This window comes from Vibrio sp. 10N.222.54.A3 (assembly GCF_041474095.1).
In the GTDB taxonomy this organism is placed as follows: domain Bacteria; phylum Pseudomonadota; class Gammaproteobacteria; order Enterobacterales; family Vibrionaceae; genus Vibrio; species Vibrio crassostreae_C.
Window position 1 is genome coordinate 12650 of the sequence record NZ_JBFRTN010000065.1, and the last position, 23912, is coordinate 36561.

The following is a 23912-nucleotide window of genomic DNA, read 5'->3' on the forward strand; positions in this document are numbered from 1 at the left end:
AGCCCGCACTCATAGAGTGCGGGCTTTTTTGTCGTTCACCGCTGATTAATGGGACTCAATACGAGCAACCATTATCAGCTCATATTCGTCTGTCTAATTTTGAAAATTACACTTCAAACTGAGACACAAGGCTATCTAGCGCTTCACACTGTTCAGCCAATGCCATACATGCATTTTCTGCGCTGCTTGCCATCTCAACCATTTGCATGGTGCTTTCAGCGATGCGTTGAACATTCTTATTCACTTCTTCAGACACTTGAGACTGTTGCGAAGCCGCCGTAGCAATTTGTGTGTTCATGTCATTCATCTTGCCAATTGAGTTACGAATCTCACTCAATGAAGATGCTGCAGTTCCTGCTTGAACAATGGTTTTCTCGCCACTCACTTTGCTTTCAGTCATCACACCAACCGCGTGTTTAGCACCCACTTCTAAGCGTTCAATCATTGATTGGATTTCGCCAGTGCTGTCTTGAGTTTTACTCGCAAGCGCTCGAACTTCATCAGCCACAACCGCAAAGCCACGGCCTTGTTCACCCGCTCGTGCCGCTTCAATTGCCGCATTCAAAGCAAGTAGGTTGGTTTGCTCTGCAATGCCTTTGATCACACCAAGGATTGAGGCAATGTTCTTCACGTCTGTGTCCAGCTCTTGAACAACACCGCCCGCGTTCTCGATATCTTGCGCAAGGCGTTCAATCGAAGTCACGGTCAAGCCAAGCGTGGTGTCTGCCGATTCCACTTCATGATTGGCAACATTACTGGCGGCGGTTGCCGCATCTAATGCATTACCACTCACCACTTCACTGGTTGCTTGCATCTCATGAACCGCCGCCGCGACTACTTCACTTTCACGCTGTTGGTTCGATGAAAATTCAGCAACACTTTGCGTTAACGATTTAATGTTTTCCATCTCAGCGCGTACCGCATTCGATGTAAAAATAACTTGTTCGACGGTGACATGGATCTTGCCAACAAACTGGTTGAAAGCAGAACTTAAACGAGCGATCTCATCATTACCTTCGACCTTCATACGTTGAGACAAGTTACCGTCACCCGATGCGATCTCATTCATCGCTTTCTCTACGTTCTGGATTGGCTGAACGATAAACCGATTGGATAACCACATAGCGAAAAGTGCAGCGAAAACAGCAACGGCCATACCCACTTCAATGATCAACTTACTCGATTCAATAGAGTCATCGGCTTGCTGGCGAAGCTCTTTCTGTTTCAATTCGATCAGAGTTCGGATATCGCGCAGTTGAGTACGAATGATCGCAAACTCTGCGTCAAGCGCTGGCGAGTAATCAATATTGTATTGGTCTGCGTTTGCTGGATCAGCGAACATTGGCTCGTGCAGTGCCACCCACTTGCTCATCGCGTTAACAAGCTTTGCTAACTCGCCACGTGAAGATGGGTCCAACACGCCCGCTTGATACAAGGTTTCGACACTTTGAAAACGAGGAACCGCTTTGTAAGCGTTGTCTTTAAATTCAAACTTTTGGTACTCGACCGCCGCTTGGTCTTTCGCAAGCAACAGACCTTGTGCCGAAGCGATAATTTGGTAGATATCTCGGTAGCCATCTTCTAGGTTATCTAGCACTGGCTGAACCACATTATTGAGCTCGTTATTAATCGCAGCCTGAGCATTAGATCTAATGACATTAAGCACAGTAACGGTAGAAAAAACAATCACAATCACCAACAGCGGGATCGCGATTTTACTCTTAATCGAAAGATTATTGATATTCATTGGGATTAATAACCACACTTCAAATAGGGATGCGCGCGCAATATACAGCACACATATAAAATCCCGCTAAGCTTTTGTGAGCTTCATCTCATAGCAAACGATACCGTAAATTCGTGTGATGCTTTTTCAATCAAAGGTTAACTTTCGGCGACTAAAATACTCTCTGATTTAGACTTATTTGCTGCTGATACGCGCAAATACTGGAGAAGTGTTAGAAATAACACCATAATGTAGGGCTCTAAAATAAGTAGGTAAGAACATGAAAATTTGTGGTGTTGAAATCAAAGGTAACGATGCAGTCATCTGTCTTCTTTCTCTGTCAGACGGCGTATTTAACATTCCTGATTGCCGAGTTTCTAAGGTTGCGATTAGCGACGCAAACGACACACAGAATATGAAAGACTTTCAATTCTCTTTTGCAAAGTTAATGGAAGATTACCAAGTAGAAAAAGTTGTAATTCGCCAACGCCAAACTAAAGGCAAATTTGCTGGCGGTGGCTTTGGTTTCAAACTAGAAGCAGCAATTCAACTGATCGACGGCCTAGACGTAACCGTTGTATCACCTGCTGACATCAAGGAGAGCCTTAAGCGCAACCCTCTGATGATGAAGTTCAAAGAAACTGGCCTTAAGCAATACCAAGAAGCACCGTTTACAACGGCTTACGCTTGTTTAATGCAGCGCTAATCAATAGTCGCTAGCCAATATTTGATACAGAAAGAGCCTGAATATTCAGGCTCTTTTTTGTTTCTATCATTCGGCTTTAAACCCAGTTAATTTTGATGAAATACGCTTACCGCTCTAACGCTGTTCGCCTGCGAGCCTTAATCCATTCCGGCTTTTTCACCACCAGATAAACCGCAGCGGCAGACAAGGCGAAGCCCATTGCGCCGTAGATATCGAACGACTCACCAAAGATAAGCCAGGCTTGAATTGCTGTCGTCGGTGGCACCAAGTAAAACACCGATGCCACACTTGAAGATGCACCGTGCTCTACCATGTAAAGCAGCAAAAGGATGGCAACACAAGACAGAACGACCACCAGCCAAATTAGAGTCAACGTGAATTCTACAGTCCAGTTCACTTGCATAGTTTCGTAACGCATTGCGAACGGCAGAAACAACGCGGCAGAAGCCAAATATTGCACCATCGCACCGCCGACCATATCTGTCCCCTGACAGAAGCGCTTCTGATACAAAGTGCCGCAGGTAATACCCACCAAAGAAACCAAACACAATAACGTTGCCAAGCCTTTTTGGTCGTCTGACTGCCATTCAATATTGCCCATCAACACCAAACTAATACCCGCAAAACCAAGCGCTAACCCCAACCACTGTGCAAAATTAAAACGCTGCGAAGTACAGCTGATCATAATCAATGCGGTAAGAATCGGTTGTAAGCCAACAAGTAGAGAACTCAACCCGGCGGGCATACCTATATCAATCGCCAGATAGGTGCCACCAAGATAGAAACCATGAATCAAGATGCCAACCACACTTGCGTGGAAGAATGCTCGACCACGAGGAATACGACGCTTAAGGATTGCAATCAAAACCAAGAACAGCGCCACGTTGGCCACCATCCTCAATGAAAGTAATGTTGCGGGTTCCGCGTATTCCACACCAAGACGTGCGCCGACAAAACCTGACGACCACAATATTACAAACACAAACGGAATCATTTTAATCAGCATTACAAACCTCTGGTCAACTATTCATCAATGCTGTTACCTTAGTTGGGTACAGATAACTAATAAAGATACAGATATAACACTTTATATGGTTACAGATTGAGAGTGTGCAACGAGGGAGAAACACGTGGAAGCAGAACTCAGCGGCAATAAATACCTTGCTACCGAACAACATATTAAGGCTCAGATCGATAAGGGACTTTTTCATCCAGACGATCGTCTTCCCTCAATCCGTCAATTAAGCGAACAGCTTGGTGTGAGTAAAAATACCGTGATTCGTGCCTATCAAGAACTGGAGGCGACAGGCTGGGTTTATTCTGTGCCTAAATCAGGCTATCGCGTGAAAGCACCGAGCACCACCAGCTGGGATGCATCAAGCCAACCTCAAAAAGTCGATCTATTGTCTGTCACTAAATCGGTACTCTCTCGTCCAAAAGGTCGTCTGAAACTATTGGCAGGCTCGGCCCACCCGAATATCAACAACCCTGCGATTCGAAGTTTGTATGCCGAAATCGGTCGCCATAGCCGTTTACAAACTCAACTTCCCGGTTATTACCAACTGCCTCCTGGAGACGAACAATTAGTAAAGCAATTGTTAAAGATCACTCATGATCTTGGTGTGCCTGCGGGATCGAAAGAGATTGCAATTACTCATGGTGCTCAACAGGCGATCAGTCTAGCTTTGCGTGCGCTCACCAAGCCCGGCGACATCGTGGCGGTCGAGTCGCCCTGTTATTTCGGTAATCTACTTTTACTTGAATCACTTGGATTGCAAGCCCTTGAAATCCCAAGCAGCGTTAGCCACGGTATTGACATTCCTTCGCTACAAAGTGCACTGGATAAATGGGAAGTGAAAACCTTACTGCTAACGCCAAACTTTACTAATCCAACCGGTTCACGGATGCCATTGGCGAATCGAAAAGCATTACTGGAGATCACCGGATCTTTGCCAATTATCGAAGACGATGTGTTCGGTAGCTTGGCATTCGATCCACCAATCGCTAGCCTCAAAGAGCTTGATGACCAAGATAGAGTCATCTACGTCAATTCATTGTCTAAAACCTTAGACTCACGCTTGCGAATCGGCTGGTTACTATCGGGTCGCTACCAACCTTTAGTCGAAAAGTACCTTTTATGCGACAACATGGGCAGCTCAAACCTGATGCAATCCGCGGTGGGGCAATTCCTCACTACCGGTAAATATCGCAGCCACTTATCCAAAATGAAACGGCTCTACCAAACCAACCAAAAGCAATTCCAAAGCCTGTTAATACAAGCACTAGATAGCCACCCACGCCTTGTCGGGCAATACCACCTATCAAAACCGGAAGGCTCTTTTTTAAACTGGATAACACTGCCTGAATCGGTCGATAGCTACGCGGTCTATCAAGACTGTTTAAAGCATAAGTTGGGGATTTTACCCGGAACAGTATTTGGCACCAACGACCAATATAAACACTGCTTGCGCTTTACTGTTGCCAACATTGAAGAGAGCAAAGAGTGGAAAGAAGGGGTTGTGACACTAGCGAAGATAATCGCTAAGCACGTGCGTTAGGTTACCTTTCTAATTACCATTTAGACCAAAACAACAAAGCCCCATTCAACTGAGTGGGGCTTTCATCATTATCATATCTTGAGTTGCTTAAATACGGTGGTTAGTTAAATACGATTACCCTTGCCAAGCGAACTGTTCAAAAACTTTGTCGACTGGCGTTTTAGCAACGTGGTTTACGTAATTACTGATCACTTTCTGAGACAGGCCAAGAATCACTTCTAGCACTTGTTGCTGACCGTAGCCCGCTTCGAAAAATGCTGCCATTTCACTTTCAGGCACATTGCCGCGGTTACGTACCATGCTCAGCGTAAAATCATGCAGGGCTTGCAGCTTTTCAGTGGGTAAAGCTGTGCGATTACGCAGTGCTTCGGTGATTGCAGGATCAACCTTCATTGAATGTGCAATGCCAGTGTGTGCAGGAACGCAGTAGTGGCATTCGTGTTCAACGTTGATGGTTTGCCAAACAACCGTTAGCTCTTCAGCATCGAAAGATGAGTCACTAAACGCCTGATGAAGCTGAGTGTAAGCCTTAAGTGTGTTTGGAGATTCAGCCAACACACCAAACAAGCCCGGCACTCTGCCCATCTGCTTTTTAGCGCCCTCAAGAATAGGTTGGCTTTGCTCTGGCGCGGATTCTACTGAGTGAATTTTGAAGTTGCTCATTGCTCTATCCCTATCAATTTTCGGTTCTAAAGTTATTCAATCACGGAGCAATTAATGAATGTTCTCCGTTGGTGTAAAAACAATATAGATCAAACAAGAACGATCGTTCAAGCGTTATTTTGAACAGTTGTTCAATTTATACATTGAAGCCAGAAGAATGTCTTCGTTCATAACAAGAAAGCCCAACAGGCAACACCTGATGGGCTTTCTCTTTTTCTCAATTTTTTTGCAAGCGGCTACCAATATTCTGCGTGGGCCAAGCCTTTAACACAGCTCGACTTGCCACTTGTTACTTTAATTTCACCACCAGTCAACGATTGAGCCAACCAACCGTGAGAGAAACTCAATTCAAAGGGCGCAGGGACTTGCTCAACGGTAATTTGCTCAAAGCCCACTTTTGAATAGTAGTTAGGATCACCGTACGTCACTGCAAGCTCAATACCCTGCTCTTTTAGGAGCTGCAAACCGGAGTTAATCAGGCGCTGACCAATACCACGCTTTTGCACCTGAGTGCTCACCGCGACTGGCGAAAGCAAATATGCCTTGGTTTCATCGTCAAATGAAAGCGACGTAAAGATAATCGAGCCTACAATCGTACTATCCGAATCCGACTCACTAGAATCATCTTCAACAACAAAGCAAAATAGCTCTGTCGGAGCTGTGGTCGTTAAAAGATCGTTGGCAAGCTCACCCAAAGTTTTACCTTCGTTCTCACCTTCTGAATCCGTAAAGGTTTGAGTGAAAACTTGAGTGATCGTTTCGATTTCATTTGAATTATATTGCCTAAATTTCATGGTGTTACTCATTTACTTTAATTTCTTGAGCACAAAGAACTGATAATCAAAATCACGTTGTTCAGAACCTTTCGAAGGCTCTTGACCCAAACCGTTCTTTGATGTGCTGCTATCGAAAAATTGTTTAACTTCATTGTCGCAATCGACGAGCGCTTTTGAGTTCGGCATCGTTGCTTTAAGCGCTTCTATTCGCTTTTGAAAGGGCTGGTAATACGCAAGCCAACCAGCGTCACTCATTGCAAAGTGATCCAAAACTTCATAACCCGCTGCTTTTGCCTGTTTAATACGCTCGGAAACCGTCGTCATGTCCGGGTACTCTTTCTGCCAGAACGCTTTGCTCGATTCGTTAGGTTGTTCGGTATTCCACACCAAATCATTAACGACCAATATGCCGTCATCACTGAGTAAATTTCGCCACTGCTTTAGCGCCTTTTCAACACCCATGATGTAAGCGCTGCCTTCCGACCAAATTAGGTCAAACGACTTAGCTTCAAACGGCAGATCCATCATGCTCGCGCATACGGTTTTGACGTTGCTTTCTAAGCCAAGAACCTGTGCTTGCTGAGTCAGAACATCTAAACTCGGTTGATCATTATCTACCGCCGTTATTTGCACATCCACTTGATGTTCTACTAAGGCTTTCGCTAACACAGAGGTGGCAATACCTTTACCACAACCGATCTCAAGCACACGTTTAGGAGAAACCGAAACGTGTACCAACGCCGCTAAAGTATCTTCCGCTGTTCCTGGCCCTAAACGCTGTAAACCCTCAAAGATCACCTCAAAATCCGCCATGTACTGGTCATGATCGTTCATGTCTTTTGAAAGCCATTTCAGTCGCAGTGCTTGCTTCTCATCAAAGCCTTGCTTAATGAGCCAATCGAGATGCGCATCAGGCGCCACCTTGTCCATCGATTCATGCCAATCTTGCAAACCACTCTCGCCTAACAAGGCCGATAAAAGATCTCTCGAACGCTGTTTCTGAGCGATCTCTTCGTCCAATTGTTCGAGTCGGTTTTGTAACAAGGAGCGGTCAACCTTGGCATCCAAACACGCCTGACACTCTTTCAACGTCAGTCCACCCGCTTGTAACTGCTGCAACAATTTCACACGCTGCAAGTCGCGTTCGGAATAACTTCGATAACCATTATTGGTGCGTTGAGCTTCTATCAAACCCAACTTTCCATAGTACAAAAGCGTTGAACGGCTCAGGCCAACGAGCTCCGCTAATTCAGATATGCGATACATCCACTTCTCCCTCATTTCAGTAGTAAAGATAAACTATGAAGTTGTAGTCAGGTCAACAGAATTTTCGACACTTTTCTCGTTCTTTACCTATTTACCTTCAAATTGATAAAGCGATCTGAGCGTGTCTTTTACCCATAGAACGGTTAGTCATCGACATTACCTGAACGGGATTCAGGAAAGGAGAAGTATTAAACTTGATGAATTGAAAACAATTAGCTCATAAACATACTTCTTTTTAACTGAATTTTGCCAATTTCTAAATCATTCAATAATGGACGAACGTTAACTAAACGATAAATAAACTCACCGAGTGAATACTTAAATCAACCACACATATACACCAGAAATTCCTGCTTAAATTTTTTAGAAAAATTCAAAATTTATTAGAAATTAACCCCTAACTTTACTGAGTATTTTGTTAGTCTTGGAAACAATTATTTACAATCCAAACAAAATTTAATTGGCTCGCTTGAGGTTGTTTTTCTTGAATATGAAATTATTCGGCAGTTCTTTGATTCTGTCAGGAACTGCATTAGGGGCTGGCATGCTCGCTATTCCCATGGTGTTGGCCCAATTTGGCTTCATGATCAGCTCAGTGCTGATGCTACTTATCTTTATCGGCACCACATACTCTGCACTCCTCCTGGCAGAAGCATGCACTAAAACTAAAGACAACAGTGGCATGAGCAGTGTTGCTTACCTCACTCTGGGCAGCAAAGGTAAACACTTTATCAATGCACTCTTTTACCTGTTGCTAGTATGCATGTTGATCGCTTATATCTTGGGTGTCGGTGACATCATTCATAAGCTACTGCTCGACGTTGGTGTCGATGTATCAGCATCCGTTGCGTATACCATTTTCAGCCTATTGATGGGTGCTATCGTCGTCTCGGGCAAGTCTTATATCGACAAACTGAATCGCGGGCTATTCATCTTGATGGTCGTGATGCTGTTTATCGTTATCGCGTCATTATTTAGCAACATTCGCCTTGATTACCTAACTCAAACCAGCCAATACACGGCCAACGACGTGGTGCAATACAGCGCAGTTATCTTTACTAGCTTTGCCTCTATGGTGGTGATCCCGTCACTGGTTATCTACAACCGTGAAGCAACTCAAAAGCAGATCCGCAATATGATTCTGCTAGGCTCAGTGATTCCATTAATTTGCTACCTAACTTGGTTATTCGCGATTATCGGCAACCTTGGCACAGACGCGATAAGCCAGTTCCACAATATCTCTGAGTTGATCTCTGCGTTCAGCGGCCAATCTGCTTGGTTGAAAGTGGTGATCGCTCTGTTCTCTGCTCTGGCCTTGGTGACTTCTTTCCTCGGCGTGTCGATGGCGCTTTACGACCAAAACAAAGATGCGGTGACCAACAACAAAGCGTTGGCTTATGCGCTAACCTTCATCTTACCTTTGGTATTAGCTGAGCTGTTCGCTAGCCAGTTTGTAAGCATGCTGGACTATGCAGGCATGGTCCTGGTGTTCCTAGCTATCTGGGGCCCACTCGCAATGGTAGTTAAGGTTCGCAGACCTGACTTCCCTCACCTACAAACCGAAGGCAGCTACACAGCAGCCGGTGGCGACACGGCATTAATGGCGACATTTGGTTTTGGTGCGTTGATTTTCGTGTCTTGGTTTATGGGGTAGATCCCCATTGAATAGACTATCTGTTGCCATTTAGAAGACAGCAGATACAAATAGCCCGTTAGTCCTGCTATTAAAAGTAGAGACTAACGGGCATTTTACTTCTTATTGGAGTGCTTGCTAGTTAGCTCTTAAACGTACTCGCAATATCTTTCAATGAAGCTGCTAACTGAGCTTGTTCTTTGGCTGTTGCAGCGATTTGCGTTGCACCTGTCGTAGATTCTGTCGACTTCTGCTCTACTGCCATGACGTTTTGAGCAATATCTTGAGTCACTACCGCTTGCTCTTCGGTAGCGGTTGCGATCTGCTCAGTCATGCTAAAGATCTCGCTCACCGATGCTGAGATACCTTGTAAGGTGTGTTCCACCTCTTTTGAATCCTCAACCGCTTTAGACGACATCTTCTGACTGTTATCAATCACATTAAACGCGGTTTGCACATCAGACTGTAACGAGCTGATGAAACCTTCAATTTCAGCTGTCGACTGCTGAGTACGCTGTGCTAACGTGCGAACTTCATCAGCCACTACCGCAAATCCACGACCTTGCTCACCCGCTCTTGCCGCTTCAATTGCCGCGTTCAATGCTAACAAGTTAGTCTGTTCAGCGACGGACTTAATCACATCAATCACACTGTTGATGTTATTACTGCTCTCGTGTAAGTGCGTGATCTTTTCCGCTAGATCATTAATTTCAGATGCCAGTTTTTCGATAGAGTGGTAAGAGTTTTGAACCGTACTCAAACCTTCTTGAGACTGCTCATCGACCAGTTTAGCGGAACTTGCTGTCTGCTGAGTTTTAGCCGCCACCTCATTTACCGTTGCTGATAACTCTTCTGTCGCCGTCGCAATCAAGCCGATTTGGTCTTGCTGCTCAACCAAAGTATTAGAGTTATATTGGCAAGTTTGCGCTGTCTCTTCGGCTGCTGAAGCGAGTGTTAGGCTAGATCGAGACAAGCTATCAATAACCCCAGAGAACTTCTCTAGTGTTTCATTAAGCGATGACGAAATTTGACCCAATTCGCTGTTACCTTCGTAAGTCGCACGAACGGTTAGATCATTATCATGACGGACTTTAGAAAGTACACGCGTTAGATCTTTAACTCGAGTTGTTAAATCTGTAATGGCTTTAAAGCTAATAAAGGTCGCAAGCAGGGTGATCACAACAAACATCGTGATACTGCCCATCATTGCTGATTGAGCTTGCTGAGTTTTCTGATCAGTCAATGCAATAAGAGAGTCTGCCAGTTGGTTCTCTGTCTTTTTCAGCTGAACAATGCGCGCCGTTGATTGCGCGAACCAGTACACAGGGTCGACATCAAATCCGCTCATTTTCGATTCAGCCACATCGCGAAGCTTCTCGACTTCCGCGACCGAGCGGTCATTCAATTGTTGTTCAAAAAAGCGAACATTGTCTGGGTTACCCAGAACTTCAAAGTTCGAGAAATAGGTATTTTGCTCGGTCACCAAAGAGATGAATTTAACCAGCATACCTGGGCCAAATTCATTTTTGGAAAAAGTGTTGTTAAGGACCGCACGTTCGATACCCGCACGCTCTTTACCTTGAAGGAAGTTATAATAAGCGATGGTTTCAGTCGTGATGGTGGCGTCAGAACTTAGCTCAGCGATCAAGGCTGATACGCTAAGTAGCTTTGCGTTAAGTTTGGTGTAGTAACCCAAAGCTTCAGAAAGCGGGATCGACTGAGAGTCGACGCGATTACGAATTGAAGTAATTTGATTGAGGCTTTGGCTAATTTCAGTATTCAAACGAGAGATTTGCGGCAAGTCGATTTCTGCAGACTGCCAGTATTCGGTTCTCTGATTGCGTCTGTTATCCGCACTGGTTCTTTGTGCTCGTAGCTCACTAACAAACTTAGTACCCTGTGAGCCGATAAAACCAGCCGTCATTCCGCGCTCTTTCTGCAACTCATGCACCAATTCACTGTATACAACCGACAAGCGTGTCAGTTGATTCAATGAAGACATTTCACTGGTGGTTTCTACGCCTTTGGATATCGCAGAAACACTAAGCCATAAAAACCCTAAGATCGGTAAAGTAAGCAAAGCGATGATTTTTTGCTTAAAAGACATATCGGTTAAATTCATTTTTATTTCCCTAGCAGCTAACAAATCTTTCTCGGTCATCTCACTAGGCACATTTCTAGCGAATGCGCCTCAATGGTGATCGTATAATTATTCAACTTAATCAATGCAGTTCAATTACCGTGCCACGCAGATCGGTAGGCGGTGAAGGTAACATTTAACCTTATAAAGTACATTGATTTATCGATAAAACTGTTAGCTATGCAACTTTAGTGAACGAAAAAAATGTGCAACAACATATTATTGACGTAAGCGACTGAAAATTGACATTTTTCTTACTATCCAAAAGGGGTAGAGCTGCACCAATTATGTGCTCAGAGACAGCTGTATATTTAGAAATAACTATAGATTCAACACTCGCTAGCTATTAATTCACCGCTAACCAACTCCCTATTCTTCGCCAATTAACTGTCTATTCCTCGTTAACTAAATATGTATAATGCCGAGTTGTTAAAGTAGAGATTCGCAATAAATATGCGACAACAACTGAGAGATATTTTATGGAATGCCCCGCTTGCGAAGAACATATCAGATGGGAATGGGTAGAAGAAGCCGCTATCGAACCAAATGAAGAATTCGATTGCCCAGAGTGCCAAGAAACCTTGATGTATACCATCGATGAAGGCACCTATTACGGCGCGCAACATAAAACCGTAGAAGTAGTCGACGCGTAAATTACAGCCTTATAGCGACAAGATGACCACTTCATTTCAAATACTTAGCAAATAACTAAACCAAGCGGCTTACTTTCTTGCTGGCTCTTCTTTACTAGAACGGGCGTTCAGCATAAAATATTGAACATATGTTCAGATTAATGAAGTAGATGTTATGGCCAAGACAGCGAAGTTCGATAGACAAGATGTAGTAGATAAAGCAACGAACCTGTATTGGGAAAAGGGCTTTCATGCGACTTCTATGCGTAACCTGCAAGACGTGATTGATATGCGTCCGGGCAGCATCTACGCGACGTTCGGCAGCAAAGAAGGTTTGTTTAAAGAGACGCTTGCTCGCTATACCGAACTTGGCATCCTCAATCTGAACCGCTTCCGCAGCGAAACGGATTCTCCAATCAAAGCGCTCGAAAATTTTGTAAAACGTGCGGTGGTCGAATCAAAACAAAGTTCGCCAAATGGCATGTGTATGCTGGCTAAAACGGTCGCAGAACTGACTGATGAACATGCAGAGCTATTAGCAGAAGCGAAGAAATCACTAAAGATCATGGAAGGTGAGTTCGCCAAGTTGATTACAGAAGCGCAAGAACTGGGTGAGATCAGTAAAGAGCGCGAGCCGACGCAACTTGCTCGTCATGTTCAGGTTCAGATCGCAGGCCTGCGTACTTACGCCAAAACCTGTGACGATATCGATTTACTTAATTCTATGGTTGAAGACGTATTTAAGTACCACCCTTTTTAAGGGCTGAACTTATCCATTGGAAAGCGATACAAAAAGACTCCACTTTCGCCTTAACCGGCCTGAGCGGAGTCTTTTTAGTTTTGATCTAGTTAACTTTATAGATGATAAACTTTGCGGTTTAAAGAGTTACACCTTTCTCATGATCAACGCCTGAGCATTAAGCATTGCTTCCTTAGTACTGACATCCAAGGTTTTCACGTTCGCAAAGCGTTCAACTTCTTTAATCGCCACATCGTGAGCAAAGATCACCAACCTCGCCCTTTCAATGTCTTTCTGGGTAATGCGATTACCTATTCCGTTGGCACCTTGTGTTTCGACTTTAATCCGAACCCCAAGATGATACGCCGCTTTTTCCAGAGACTTAGCAGCCAGGAAAGTGTGGGCAACACCCGATGGACAGGAAGTGATTGCAAGTACATCCGCTTTCCCTTCTTCCGTCACCGAACCACCGGTCAACTGATTAGAATTCACTTCACCTTCGACCACGTTCTTCTTCAGAAGAATCACGATCAGGGCTGTCATTAGAGCCCCTGCGAGCGTGCCGACGATATAGCCAATCTTGCCATCCACCACCGGCAGCACAATCCAGCCGCCCCATGGTGCATGGTTCACTACATGGAACATAAAGCCGACCACGTTACCAACTACGCCACCAGCAACAACAGCAGGCAGAACGCGCGCAGGATCGGCGGCTGCAAAAGGAATCGCACCTTCACTGATGCCAATCATTCCCATGATGCCTGCGGCTTTTCCGGCTTCGCGTTCGTCTCGTTTAAACTTCTTCGGCGATATAAAAGTCGCCAGAGCCATGCCTAATGGTGGCGTACAGATCGCAATACCGACGCCCCCCATCAACCATGGCTGAGTATTAACCTGAGTTTGGGCAAACAGCGTTGCGACCTTATTGATCGGGCCGCCCATATCAAAGGCAGTCATCGCACCCAAAATGCTACCCAACACCACTTTTCCTGATCCGGCCATGCCAGTGAGCATTTGGTTCATCTCTAGCATCACTTGGGCAATAGGAGAACCAATCACCCACATCACCGCACCACAGGTCACGAAGGTGCCGACTAATGGATAGATGAAGATAGAGCTCAGCGAGATCATGCTGTCTGGCAGTTTGATCTTCTTAAGTAGATTCACCACAAAACCAGCGAAGAAACCGACCACAATTGCACCGAGAAAGCCGGTATTGTATTGATTCACCGCAACCCAAGAACCAATCATACCGGGCGCTAAACCCGGTTTGTCGGCCATTGAATACGCGATGTAACCACCTAATACGGCAGTAAAGAGAGTTAAGCCTGCGATGCCCATCTGCGCGATATCTGCAAGAATACCGCTCTCTGGTACTGCGCCGTGACCCGACATCATCACCGACAAAGACAACAACACACCGCCCGCAACCACGAATGGGATCATGTGCGAAGTGCCATATAACAGGTGTTCTTTGAGTCTATTGAGAGATTGTGCCCAAGGACTGAGCGGCTCGACATACACTTCATGATGGCTAGAAGCGTAGCTGTCGAAGGAATCTGAATTGGCTTCGAGAAACAGCTCTTGAGCCTCTTCGACCGACTCGACTGCCTTTAATTTTGTAACAAAGCCATCTTCGATCAGTTTGGTCGAGATCTGAGCCAGTACCTCGATATGATGGTCGTCGTTGTTGTCTGGTGAAGCGAGCATAAAGAACACATCGGAGAGTTCACCGCCATCAGCACCATAATCAATGCCCGTTCGGCTAATGCCTACTGCGACAGCAGGTTTAGCGACGGCAGTACTTTTCGCATGTGGAATCGCAATACCATCATCAAAGCCCGTATTACCAATGGCTTCACGCTTCCAGATATCATCAAGGAATACACTTTTATTAGAGAGCTTACCGGCACGGTCGAGCAGTTCGACAAGCTCTTCAAATACCGCCTGTTTAGAGTCTGCTTGTAGTTCCAAGCAGATAATCTCGGGCTCGATAATATTGGTGATATCCATATGTTGCTCTGCCTCGCCTGCATTCAGACTGAAATAATTAGTGTCTGTTAACCTAGGAATAAGGTTAATAAGATGAAAAGATTAACGGTGTGAAGGCACTCAATATATAGGACGAAAGGTGCATTAACTGGATTATTGTAACCAAGAGCTCAGAGTGTGACTTTCACCTTGGAATAAAAAACGGCAATCCATAAAATCCCCAGAACCCATAAACATATCGTCCCTCCTCTATGCGAGCTTTCTATACTGAAGTTCCCATACAAGATAGCTTTTGCAAGGTAGCTTGTGAAAGGTAGCTTATGTAACGTAACAGGGACGAGATTAAGCCGAGAATAATAATGAGAATTGTAGCGGTAACTGCGTGCCCTACAGGCATTGCGCACACCTATATGGCAGCTGATGCTCTAAATAAAACAGCCCCTAAGTTCAACGTTTCAATCAAGGTTGAGACGCAGGCGCTATGGGTATTGAAAACTTACTGACCGCCCAAGATATTACCCTCGCAGACAAAGTGTTGATCGTCTCTGATATCGACATCGAACAACCAAACCGATTTGACCCAGCTAAAACCTTATTCATTCCCATGGAAGAGGTATTGTTGAGTATCGATAAAGTCTTTATTAAGCATTGTCGAACTTAAACTTTTCATGAACGAATACCAGATCACCTTCTTCGTTAACGATCCTGCCGCGAACTCACATGTCGCGCAGCCGCTGACTCGCTTAGCGAAGAAATTCAAAAGCAACATCCGCATTATCAACATCACTCAAAATCGAACCGCTGATCTCTCCAAATCCGTCGCGATGCTGCAAGTAGGTTTACTTCGTGGTGATTTGTGCCAGATAACCGCGGTCGGTATTGATGCGGAGCTTGCCTGTTTCGTTCTCAAAGACATAATTGCAGAGCATTACGACATGGTTGGCTCACAGGTGAGCCATGAGTTCTCTAGCGATCTAATTCAGCGAATGCCACAAATATGCCCACCTTGTGATATCAAATGGCACCACGCTAAGGCGCAAACCCAACTGACCAAATTTGAGTGCTTGAAAGGGCTCGCTCACCTTGTTTACCCAGAAGACCCAGATGAATTGATTCTGGCATTTATTAAGCGAGAAGAACGCTCTTCAACCTGCGTGTCACCGGGTATTGCACTGCCGCATGTAATGTTTGAATCGACTCAAGATCTCTCGATTGCGGTTATCGTCAGTGACGACCCAATTGACTGGGCATCACGTATCGGCGAAGTGCATGTGGCCATTGCTCTTGTTCTGCCAACCAAGCCACAGCGTGAGCACATTGTCGCGGCGACCAACCTAACTCGAAACCTGCTTCACGATCAGGTCAATGAACGTCTGCAAAAGACTCGAAGCAGTGTCGACCTACAAGCCTTGTTGATGTACATCTCGTCACGCCTTATCTAATTCATCTCTTCTGGTCAAACTCAAAGCATCCATTAATCCCCTGTTGTGACACCTATCCAATCGTTATAAGCTCATTTTCTCATACAATAAAAAACGGCTGAGCATTAGAGCTCAGCCGTTTTATGTTTAATTACTTGTTTAACTGGTTAGCTAACTTAAGCTGTTTTTTTCGCTTGTTTCGCATCCTCAACCGAGTCGTCTACAGCTTTCACCAACAGCAAACCAACTACGAATACGATACCGCCACACAGTACGAACATCATTCTTCCCCAGAATGGGTTCGGTAGAGCAAACATCGCCATCACTGCCACACCAGACACTGCGATCAGTGAGCCCAGCATGTGACGTTGTTTGTTGTCCAGTTTCTTCTGTGCTGTTGATTCAGAAACCAATGGTGTCGCAAGGTTGTTGAAGAAGGTATCAACATCTTTCTGACGAGACGCTTCTAGTGGTTTGTAGAACAATGTCGAAAGAACAAAGAAGCCGCCAGTAAACACTAGGTGCGCAATCAGACCTACTGCAACTTTCAAGTCAGACCATTCGCGGCCTGTTAGAGGCTCTAGGTTGAACAAGTTTTGTAGCATTTCAGCGGTAATCACGAAACCAACGATGTAAGACACAATCGCACCGACCACTAGCGTACCCCAACCTGCCCAGTCCGGAGTCTTCTTAAGGAAGAAGCCACAGAATGCTGGAATGGTCATTGGGAAGCCAATAAGTGCACCCACGTACATCATGGTGTCGAACAAGCTCAAGCCTTTTAGCGAATTGATAAACAGCGCGATAAGGATGATAGCTAGACCGAAGAAGGTAGACATCAACTTAGACACAATCATCAGCTCTTTCTCTGTCGCGTTTGGACGAAGAATCGGTTGATAGAAGTTGATTACAAAGATACCAGAGTTACGGTTTAAGCCTGAGTCCATAGAAGACATAGTTGCCGCAAACATCGCTGCGATTAGAAGCCCCACCATACCCGCTGGCATGTATTGCTCTACGAAGTAAAGGTAAGCGAAGTCGCCTGCTTTAGAGCCTGCGTCTGGGTAATGTGCTGCAAGGTCAACGCCTTGTCCTGCAACGAACCAAGGTGGCATGAACCAAATTATTGGACCGATGGTCATCAGAATACATGCCAACAGTGCCGCTTTCTTCGCGTTCTTTGAGTCTTTTGCCGCTAGGTAACGGTAAGAGTTCAACATGTTGTTGGTGATACTGAACTGTTTGAAGAAGATGAAGAATGCCCAAATTCCGAAGATGCTTACGTAGTTCAGATTGTTACCAGAAACGAATGATGCGCCTTCTGCTACAGGGAAATCGTTGATGATTTCAGTAACGCCACCACCTTGTACGATAGCCACTGCAGCACACGTTACGGTTACCGCCATGATAATAACCATCTGCATGAAGTCAGACGCGATAACCGCCCAAGAGCCGCCTGTCACCGACATAACAAGTTCAACAAGACCAGTCAGAACGATGGTTGTCGTCATGTCGAAGCCAAAGATGCCCGATGCGATGATCGCCAAACCGTTCAGCCAGATACCTGCAGAAACAATACTGTTCGGCATGCCAGACCAAGTAAATACTTGTTCGTTGAAGCTACCAAAACGCATACGAATCGCGTCAATTGGCGTTACCACACGCAGTTGACGGAATTTCGGAGCGAAGTACAGGTAGTTCATCAGGTAACCAAATGCGTTCGCTAAGAAGATAACCGCGACAGCCATACCATCGGCATACGCTTTACCCGCTGCGCCAGTGAAGGTCCAAGCACTGAACTGTGTCATAAACGCAGTCGCGCCAACCATCCACCAAAGCATGTTACCGCCCCCGCGGAAATAATCACTGGTTGTACTGGTGAACGTTCTAAACATCCAACCTATTGCTATAAGGAAAAGGAAATAAATTCCTACGATCAGAGTATTGAGTTCCATGTATAAGTCTTCTTTATGATGAATATCTGAAGATCATATTATCTATAGAATTTTTAATTTGTAGTATTATAAGTCAAGGTTGTGATGGGGCGTATAAACCTGAATATTTGATTTCGAGACATGAATTACACGTTAGTAAACAAAGAATAAGCCGAAGCGAAGTAAGCATTTAAAATCAATAACTTAAAAATATTTAAATCAGTAAGCCGGACAACAACAACAAGATTTTATCGTCTCGATAAGTGGTTTTTAATTTACTTATCATCCATTAAATGCATCGCGTTAATACATCAACTCTCACACGTTTAATTCAATAAATAGGCAACGAAAAACAATAAGCAACTCGCAAAGCGAAGCCTTAATGTTATTAATTGGGTTTATTTAGTGAAACGGGATAAATAGAGAACGTGCCTAAAGATAGGTTTGGAAATAAGGTATAGAAATAAACAGCAGAGGAAAACACAAAGCAAATTGATCACCACAACACAGAGCTCACTGTGGTGATCTAGTCATACAAATTTCGGTCGTATAAGCTCTGGTCAAAAATGGCAATTTGAAGGGATATTAGATTGAACCACGATATTCAGTCGGGGTTCTTCCGGTGCGGTTTTTGAATACTCGGCAGAAGTAATTCACATCCTTAAAGCCACAACGTACCGACACTTCATTGAGCTTGAAATTGTATTTCTTGAGCATGAACTTGGCGCGGTCGATTCGCACACGTGTAATGTATTCAGCCAGCGTCATGTGGCCTTGTTGACGAAACATTCGCGACAAATGGTTGGATGAAATACTAAAGCGCAAAGCGATGCTGTCTCGCGTGATCTGGCGGTGGAAATTCTCTTGGATATAGATACAGATCCCTTGATACACATCCTGTACGCGGCTGTGAGACTTCTCGACAGGCGCATCCAGCATCGTCTTGCTGTATTGAAGCAACGCTTGCAGCAATAATTCATCCATCGGCTGCTTGTTGCTCTCGCGCGCTAACGAGCTGAGCGCCTCCAAAATATTATCAATCGCAAAGCCAGAGCGAGTCTGAATACTATGCTTTTGGATATCGTAGAAGCTCTCTTCCCCTTTGCGCTTGCTCACCAAGCTTAAACCAAGCTGACGACGCCCAAACAACATACTCAGTACCGAACAATCAGTATCCCAGTTCGGCTTGTTCCAACAGTTAGGCGGGATGAAAATCGCATCCCCTGCTTTCGCAACAACATTGGTGATCTTGCGATCATGACTCTCCATTTCATTAATATACTCACCGTCGAGCACCAGCTCTAAACGCGGAAAGTTCACCTGATAACTGAATGCTGAAGGCGTGTGAAAATCTCCCGCAAACCAGATGTTATGAAACGGTTCTCGCTCGTTTAATACCGACGAGATTAGGTCATGAAATATCATTGTTTCGAACTCTTATAAGCAGCAATAAGGCTACGGGAATAGATATACTCCTTAGTGAAACATAGCGCTATTGAGCAAAATCACAATTTGAGATCTAGGTTACAAAAATCCAGTAGTGGAAATAAATCTCCAGTCTAAGGCCAGATTTAGAACACTGTTATCATGATAGAAAAATCAATCTAAGCCCTTATCAATAAAAGCGTTATAACCTCATAAAAGCTGTCAACACTCCCCCAAACAGGCACTCCTAACCGATCAAAATCACACTCCATTTATAAGGCAACAATCATCCAGTAAATGCATTTTTTCTTCACTACAGAAGGCAAGCCGTAGATTCCAGAATACCCCTAACAAAATAAAAACAGAGTAGGGGTTCATTATGATCACGACATTGATCAATCAAAATTTGATTAAGCTTTCGCTTAGCGCTAATTCAAAAGAAGACGTATTTAAAGAGCTGATAGACGTGCTTTACGCACAAGGCAGAATCTCAGACAAAGTACAGTTTCTTGCCGACATTAAGGCTCGTGAAGAACAAGGTAATACCGGGTTTGAAGAAGGTATTGCTCTGCCACACGCGAAAAGCAGCGCGGTGGTCAAACCCGCGGTTGTTATCGGTGTCCATCAACAGGGTATCGAGTACGGCGCAGATGACGGCCAGCCATCAAAACTGTTCTTCATGATCGCTTCTCCTGATGGCGGCGATAATCACCATATCGAAGTATTAGCAGAGCTTTCTTCAAAACTGATTGAAGAAGGCTTTATCGAAAGCTTCATGAATGCTCAATCTGAACAAGAAGCATTAGAACTACTGCTTAGCAAACCTGAGCCTTCAGAAACGGAAAACAACGTTGAGAAGCAAGGCTTCATCATTGGTGTGACAGGCTGCCCAGCTGGCGTCGCACACACATATTTAGCAGCCGAAGCACTAGAAAAAGGCGCGGCGGCTCTTGGCTACGACATCAAGGTCGAAACCAACGGTTCTATTGGCGTTAAGAACAGCCCAACTCGAGAAGAGATCGAACGCGCAGATGCGATTGTGGTGGCTTGTGACAAACAGGTCGACATGGCTCGCTTTGCCGGAAAATGCGTTATCAAAACCAACGTAAAAGCGCCAATCAAAGACGCGCAAGGCTTGATTAAGCAAGCACTCAACGCGCCAAGCTACCAAGCAGAACAAGCACCGACCAACCAATCTGTTGCAGAGAAAGCCTCGCAAGCACGTTCAGACCTTTACCGTTACTTGATGAATGGCGTATCTCACATGATCCCATTCGTGGTGACGGGCGGTCTTTTGATTGCCCTAGCACTAGCCATTGGCGGTGAGCCGAGTGAATCTGGCATGGCAATTCCTGCTGGCAGCATGTGGAACCAAATCCTAGAGGTGGGTGTGGTGGCCTTCACCCTGATGATCCCAATCTTGGCTGGCTACATTGCTTACGCGATTGCTGACCGCCCTGCCCTAACCCCTGGCTTAATTGGCGGCTGGATTGCCAACAACGGTTCTTTCTATGGCGCTGACGCAGGTACTGGCTTCATTGGCGCAATCATCGCGGGTTTATTAGTGGGTTACTTCGTTAAATGGATTACTTCGTTTAACTACCACAAATTCGTTCAACCGCTTGTGCCTATCATGATCGCTCCGATCACTGGCTCTTTGTTCATCGCAGGTTTGTTCATTTTTGTTATTGGCGCACCTATCGCTGGGCTGATGGATGCTCTTACTGCACTGCTAACCAGCATGAGTACAGGCAACGTGGTTCTGCTTGGTATTGTCCTTGGTGGCATGGCCGGCTTTGATATGGGCGGCCCGTTCAACAAGGTGGCGTTCCTATTCTCAGTCGGCATGATTGCCAGCGGTCAAACTCAGTTCATGGGTGCAATGGCGTGTGCAATCCCTGTCGCTCCCCTTGGTATGGCTATCGCAACCAGACTTGGCCGTAAGTTCGACCTATTCGAATCTTCTGAGATTGAAGCAGGTAAAGCAGCAGGCGCGATGGGCTTGGTGGGTATCTCTGAAGGTGCGATTCCATTCGCGGCTCAAGATCCAATGTCAGTTATCCCAGCCAACGTGCTTGGCTCAATGACTGCTGCGGTAATGGCGTTCTCGTTTGGTATCACCAACAGTGTTGCTCACGGTGGTCCAGTGGTCGCTCTACTTGGCGCAATGAACTACCCACTGCTAGCACTGTTGTGCATGGCGTCTGGTGCAGGCGTAACTGCGGTTACTTGTATCGCACTTAAAAATCTACGCAAAGCCAAGCTAGCAACAGCAGCGGCTTAAGCCATTTCAACTCCAATGGCTTGAGCCCACTCTAGTCTCGCATTTCATTAAGCCGAGTAGAGCTCAAGCCATGTTTCCCTTCATGGTGATTTCGATGTCTGATTTTTCTTTAGCGAACGACTCGTTCGTACAACGCTTTTTCTACCCTATGACCAACGTGATTCAAAACTACGCATGGGGTAGCCCTTCTTCGTTTAGCCAACTGTTTGGTATTGATAACCAATCTGGTGAGCCGCAAGCGGAGATCTGGATGGGTGCTCACCCGAATGGTTGCTCAATGGTGAACGACAACGGCCAGCAAACCACATTGTCGAACCTGATTTCGAAGAACCTAAACCTGTTTTTAAGCGAGAAAGTCGCAAGTCGCTTTGGCGAACTGCCTTACCTTTTCAAGGTATTAGCGGCTGAGAAAGCGCTCTCGGTTCAAGTTCACCCGAACAAGCAACAAGCCGAATCTGGCTATGCGTTTGAAGAGCAACAATGCATTCCAATGACAGCTGGCAATCGTAACTACAAGGATCCTAATCATAAGCCAGAACTGGTGTATGCCCTAACGGACTACACGGCGATGAATGGCTTTAGGTCGATCAGCGAGATCCTTGAGCACTTCCATTACCTCGATATTCCTGAGCTGCACTCGATGGTTAACGACCTCGCGGGCGATCAAACGCCTAATGGATTAGCGAGCTTCTTCGCGAGTTTATTGTCTTTGCAAGGTGAACAAAAAGGCATGGCGCTGACCATGTTGTTGATGAAGGCGAAACTTTCAGATGCCCCTGTGTTCCAGTTGATTTCAGAGTTGGAACAACAGTATCCGGGGGATGTCGGCCTGTTTGCTCCGCTGCTATTGAACGTTATCACGCTAAAGCCGGGGCAAGCCATGTATCTGGATGCCGAGACGCCCCACGCTTACATCAAAGGCACGGGCTTAGAGATCATGGCGAACTCAGACAATGTATTGCGCGCTGGGTTAACGCCTAAGTACATGGATATCAATGAATTAGTCTCTTGTACTCAATTCAATGAAAAGCCTGCAGATAGGCTACTGCTCAGCCCTATTGAGCAAGGTGATGTGATGGAATACCAAATTCCAGTCGAGGATTTTAAGTTCTCTATCGTACAAAATTCGCAGCAACGACAGATCACAACCGAAGGCGCCGAGATCCTATTACCACTCGATGAACCCATGGTGCTAACTCATCAATGTGGTGAAACCTGCGTAATAGAGAAAGGCCAATCGGTGTTCATTCCAGCTTACGCAGAGAGCTACAAACTGGATTGCGTTGGACGCGTGGCGCGTGCTTACAGCTAGCTCCCTTAGAACTCAGTACAAAGTCTTACTGCCCTGCTCATGCGGGGCATTTTTGTTTCTGATGAGGCCGCTCAGCGTGTCAAAAACATAATCAAAAACACCATCAAATATGACCCATCTCACACTGGATGAATGATGCAAATCACACTTAATTTTGCTTGGTACAAATGTACAGTGAAGGGCTTTTATTTGCTATTTCGCGAATCGGGTTAATCCATTAATTTTAATTCAAGAACTTCAATAGTGAATGAGTTAATAAATGATCCCACAGCTAACCAACGTCAACTTAATTAATAACAACCTTCAAGCGAATAATAAAAAAGAACTGTTTGAAGAATTGGCAAGCATGTTATTTGAGAACAAGCGAATCAGCAGTAAAGAAGCCTTCTTGGCAGACATCGAAATTCGTGAATCTCAAAGTATTACCTCGATGGACGGCATCGCTTATCCACACTCAAAAAGCAAGGCAGTAACTGAGCCAGCAATCGCTGTCGGTGTTAAGCGTCAAGGTATCGAGTATGGCGATGAAGACGGCATTAATCCAACCGTGTTTTTTATGATTGCCTCACCCGATAACGGTGCTGACCATCATATTTATGTACTACAAGAACTATTTGGAAAATTCAGCGATGAATTTATTCAAGATATCCATAACGCAAAAGACGAACAACAGATCCTTAATATTTTAATTAATTCATAAGGCGT

The 23912-nt window shown here is 45.1% G+C and carries 18 protein-coding genes and 1 pseudogene; 10 read left to right on the top strand and 9 right to left on the bottom strand.

Features of this window, described 5'->3' with window-relative positions; all coding sequences use genetic code 11:
- Positions 1-106: 106 nt before the first annotated feature.
- Positions 107-1747 carry a methyl-accepting chemotaxis protein gene (locus AB4507_RS14505; protein ID WP_372182867.1) on the bottom strand — a complete coding sequence of 547 codons (1641 nt, stop codon included), beginning with the start codon at positions 1745-1747 and terminating at the stop codon, positions 107-109.
- Between the two features lie 259 nt (positions 1748-2006).
- On the opposite strand from AB4507_RS14505, the gene AB4507_RS14510 reads away from it, so the two are divergent.
- The gene (locus AB4507_RS14510) at positions 2007-2432 is read left to right on the top strand and encodes a DUF3010 family protein (protein ID WP_372135597.1); all 426 of its coding nucleotides are present in this window, start codon (positions 2007-2009) and stop codon (positions 2430-2432) included.
- 106 nt (positions 2433-2538) lie between these two features.
- On the opposite strand, the gene AB4507_RS14515 is transcribed toward AB4507_RS14510, so the two are convergent.
- A complete protein-coding gene (locus AB4507_RS14515) occupies positions 2539-3438 on the bottom strand; it encodes a DMT family transporter (RefSeq protein ID WP_372182868.1) in 900 nt (299 codons plus the stop codon).
- Positions 3439-3562: 124 nt separating this feature from the next.
- On the opposite strand from AB4507_RS14515, the gene AB4507_RS14520 reads away from it, so the two are divergent.
- Entirely contained in the window at positions 3563-4990 is a 1428-nt protein-coding gene (locus tag AB4507_RS14520; protein ID WP_372182869.1) for a PLP-dependent aminotransferase family protein, read from the top strand.
- Positions 4991-5104: 114 nt separating this feature from the next.
- On the opposite strand, the gene AB4507_RS14525 is transcribed toward AB4507_RS14520, so the two are convergent.
- The 3 genes from AB4507_RS14525 to AB4507_RS14535 form a co-directional block, all read right to left on the bottom strand.
- On the bottom strand, positions 5105-5653 hold the full coding sequence (locus tag AB4507_RS14525) for a carboxymuconolactone decarboxylase family protein (RefSeq protein WP_017061666.1): 549 nt from the start codon (positions 5651-5653) through the stop codon (positions 5105-5107).
- Between the two features lie 236 nt (positions 5654-5889).
- Entirely contained in the window at positions 5890-6459 is a 570-nt protein-coding gene (locus AB4507_RS14530; protein ID WP_372182870.1) for a GNAT family N-acetyltransferase, read from the bottom strand.
- Positions 6460-7695, bottom strand: a complete 1236-nt coding sequence (locus AB4507_RS14535) for a MerR family transcriptional regulator (RefSeq protein ID WP_017069793.1) — start codon at positions 7693-7695, stop codon at positions 6460-6462.
- Positions 7696-8185: 490 nt separating this feature from the next.
- On the opposite strand from AB4507_RS14535, the gene AB4507_RS14540 reads away from it, so the two are divergent.
- Complete coding sequence (locus AB4507_RS14540) at positions 8186-9349, top strand: amino acid permease (protein ID WP_017061663.1); 1164 nt, start codon at positions 8186-8188, stop codon at positions 9347-9349.
- A 121-nt stretch (positions 9350-9470) separates the two neighbouring features.
- Here the strand turns inward: AB4507_RS14540 and AB4507_RS14545 are convergent, their stop codons facing one another.
- Positions 9471-11450: a methyl-accepting chemotaxis protein gene (locus AB4507_RS14545; RefSeq protein ID WP_372182871.1), complete on the bottom strand. Its 1980-nt coding sequence runs from the start codon at positions 11448-11450 to the stop codon at positions 9471-9473.
- 497 nt (positions 11451-11947) lie between these two features.
- Here AB4507_RS14545 and AB4507_RS14550 point away from each other — a divergent pair, with 497 nt between their 5' ends.
- Positions 11948-12121, top strand: coding sequence for a hypothetical protein (locus tag AB4507_RS14550; protein ID WP_372182872.1), 174 nt, complete (start codon positions 11948-11950; stop codon positions 12119-12121).
- 154 nt (positions 12122-12275) lie between these two features.
- Positions 12276-12860, top strand: a complete 585-nt coding sequence (locus tag AB4507_RS14555; RefSeq protein WP_017069790.1) for a TetR/AcrR family transcriptional regulator — start codon at positions 12276-12278, stop codon at positions 12858-12860.
- A 126-nt stretch (positions 12861-12986) separates the two neighbouring features.
- Here AB4507_RS14555 and AB4507_RS14560 read toward each other — a convergent pair whose 3' ends face one another.
- Positions 12987-14852, bottom strand: a complete 1866-nt coding sequence (locus AB4507_RS14560) for a fructose-specific PTS transporter subunit EIIC (RefSeq protein ID WP_372182873.1) — start codon at positions 14850-14852, stop codon at positions 12987-12989.
- A gap of 338 nt (positions 14853-15190) precedes the next feature.
- Here AB4507_RS14560 and AB4507_RS14565 point away from each other — a divergent pair.
- Positions 15191-15492 (top strand): annotated as a pseudogene (locus AB4507_RS14565) (PTS fructose transporter subunit IIB).
- A gap of 7 nt (positions 15493-15499) precedes the next feature.
- Complete coding sequence (locus AB4507_RS14570) at positions 15500-16273, top strand: PTS sugar transporter subunit IIA (protein ID WP_017064943.1); 774 nt, start codon at positions 15500-15502, stop codon at positions 16271-16273.
- A 155-nt stretch (positions 16274-16428) separates the two neighbouring features.
- Here the strand turns inward: AB4507_RS14570 and AB4507_RS14575 are convergent, their stop codons facing one another.
- Complete coding sequence (locus tag AB4507_RS14575; RefSeq protein WP_372182874.1) at positions 16429-18207, bottom strand: sodium:solute symporter family transporter; 1779 nt, start codon at positions 18205-18207, stop codon at positions 16429-16431.
- Positions 18208-18771: 564 nt separating this feature from the next.
- Positions 18772-19611, bottom strand: a complete 840-nt coding sequence (locus AB4507_RS14580) for a helix-turn-helix transcriptional regulator (RefSeq protein ID WP_017061655.1) — start codon at positions 19609-19611, stop codon at positions 18772-18774.
- A gap of 379 nt (positions 19612-19990) precedes the next feature.
- On the opposite strand from AB4507_RS14580, the gene AB4507_RS14585 reads away from it, so the two are divergent.
- The 3 genes from AB4507_RS14585 to AB4507_RS14595 all read left to right on the top strand — a co-directional run bounded on the left by AB4507_RS14585 (position 19991) and on the right by AB4507_RS14595 (position 23907).
- Positions 19991-21895 carry a fructose-specific PTS transporter subunit EIIC gene (locus AB4507_RS14585; RefSeq protein ID WP_372182875.1) on the top strand — a complete coding sequence of 635 codons (1905 nt, stop codon included), beginning with the start codon at positions 19991-19993 and terminating at the stop codon, positions 21893-21895.
- A 94-nt stretch (positions 21896-21989) separates the two neighbouring features.
- Positions 21990-23207, top strand: coding sequence for a mannose-6-phosphate isomerase, class I (manA, locus tag AB4507_RS14590; protein WP_372182876.1), 1218 nt, complete (start codon positions 21990-21992; stop codon positions 23205-23207).
- Positions 23208-23466: 259 nt separating this feature from the next.
- Positions 23467-23907: a PTS sugar transporter subunit IIA gene (locus AB4507_RS14595; protein WP_372103444.1), complete on the top strand. Its 441-nt coding sequence runs from the start codon at positions 23467-23469 to the stop codon at positions 23905-23907.
- Positions 23908-23912 lie beyond the last annotated feature (5 nt).

Bases quoted from the DNA above. Each gene is read 5' to 3' on its own strand.
- AB4507_RS14505 (WP_372182867.1), bottom strand. From the start codon at position 1,747: ATGAATATCAATAATCTTTCGATTAAGAGTAAAATCGCGATCCCGCTG.
- AB4507_RS14510 (WP_372135597.1), top strand. From the start codon at position 2,007: ATGAAAATTTGTGGTGTTGAAATCAAAGGTAACGATGCAGTCATCTGT.
- AB4507_RS14515 (WP_372182868.1), bottom strand. From the start codon at position 3,438: ATGCTGATTAAAATGATTCCGTTTGTGTTTGTAATATTGTGGTCGTCA.
- AB4507_RS14525 (WP_017061666.1), bottom strand. From the start codon at position 5,653: ATGAGCAACTTCAAAATTCACTCAGTAGAATCCGCGCCAGAGCAAAGC.
- AB4507_RS14530 (WP_372182870.1), bottom strand. From the start codon at position 6,459: ATGAGTAACACCATGAAATTTAGGCAATATAATTCAAATGAAATCGAA.
- AB4507_RS14535 (WP_017069793.1), bottom strand. From the start codon at position 7,695: ATGTATCGCATATCTGAATTAGCGGAGCTCGTTGGCCTGAGCCGTTCA.
- AB4507_RS14540 (WP_017061663.1), top strand. From the start codon at position 8,186: ATGAAATTATTCGGCAGTTCTTTGATTCTGTCAGGAACTGCATTAGGG.
- AB4507_RS14545 (WP_372182871.1), bottom strand. From the start codon at position 11,450: ATGAATTTAACCGATATGTCTTTTAAGCAAAAAATCATCGCTTTGCTT.
- AB4507_RS14550 (WP_372182872.1), top strand. From the start codon at position 11,948: ATGGAATGCCCCGCTTGCGAAGAACATATCAGATGGGAATGGGTAGAA.
- AB4507_RS14555 (WP_017069790.1), top strand. From the start codon at position 12,276: ATGGCCAAGACAGCGAAGTTCGATAGACAAGATGTAGTAGATAAAGCA.
- AB4507_RS14560 (WP_372182873.1), bottom strand. From the start codon at position 14,852: ATGGATATCACCAATATTATCGAGCCCGAGATTATCTGCTTGGAACTA.
- AB4507_RS14570 (WP_017064943.1), top strand. From the start codon at position 15,500: ATGAACGAATACCAGATCACCTTCTTCGTTAACGATCCTGCCGCGAAC.
- AB4507_RS14575 (WP_372182874.1), bottom strand. From the start codon at position 18,207: ATGGAACTCAATACTCTGATCGTAGGAATTTATTTCCTTTTCCTTATA.
- AB4507_RS14580 (WP_017061655.1), bottom strand. From the start codon at position 19,611: ATGATATTTCATGACCTAATCTCGTCGGTATTAAACGAGCGAGAACCG.
- AB4507_RS14585 (WP_372182875.1), top strand. From the start codon at position 19,991: ATGATCACGACATTGATCAATCAAAATTTGATTAAGCTTTCGCTTAGC.
- manA (WP_372182876.1), top strand. From the start codon at position 21,990: ATGTCTGATTTTTCTTTAGCGAACGACTCGTTCGTACAACGCTTTTTC.
- AB4507_RS14595 (WP_372103444.1), top strand. From the start codon at position 23,467: ATGATCCCACAGCTAACCAACGTCAACTTAATTAATAACAACCTTCAA.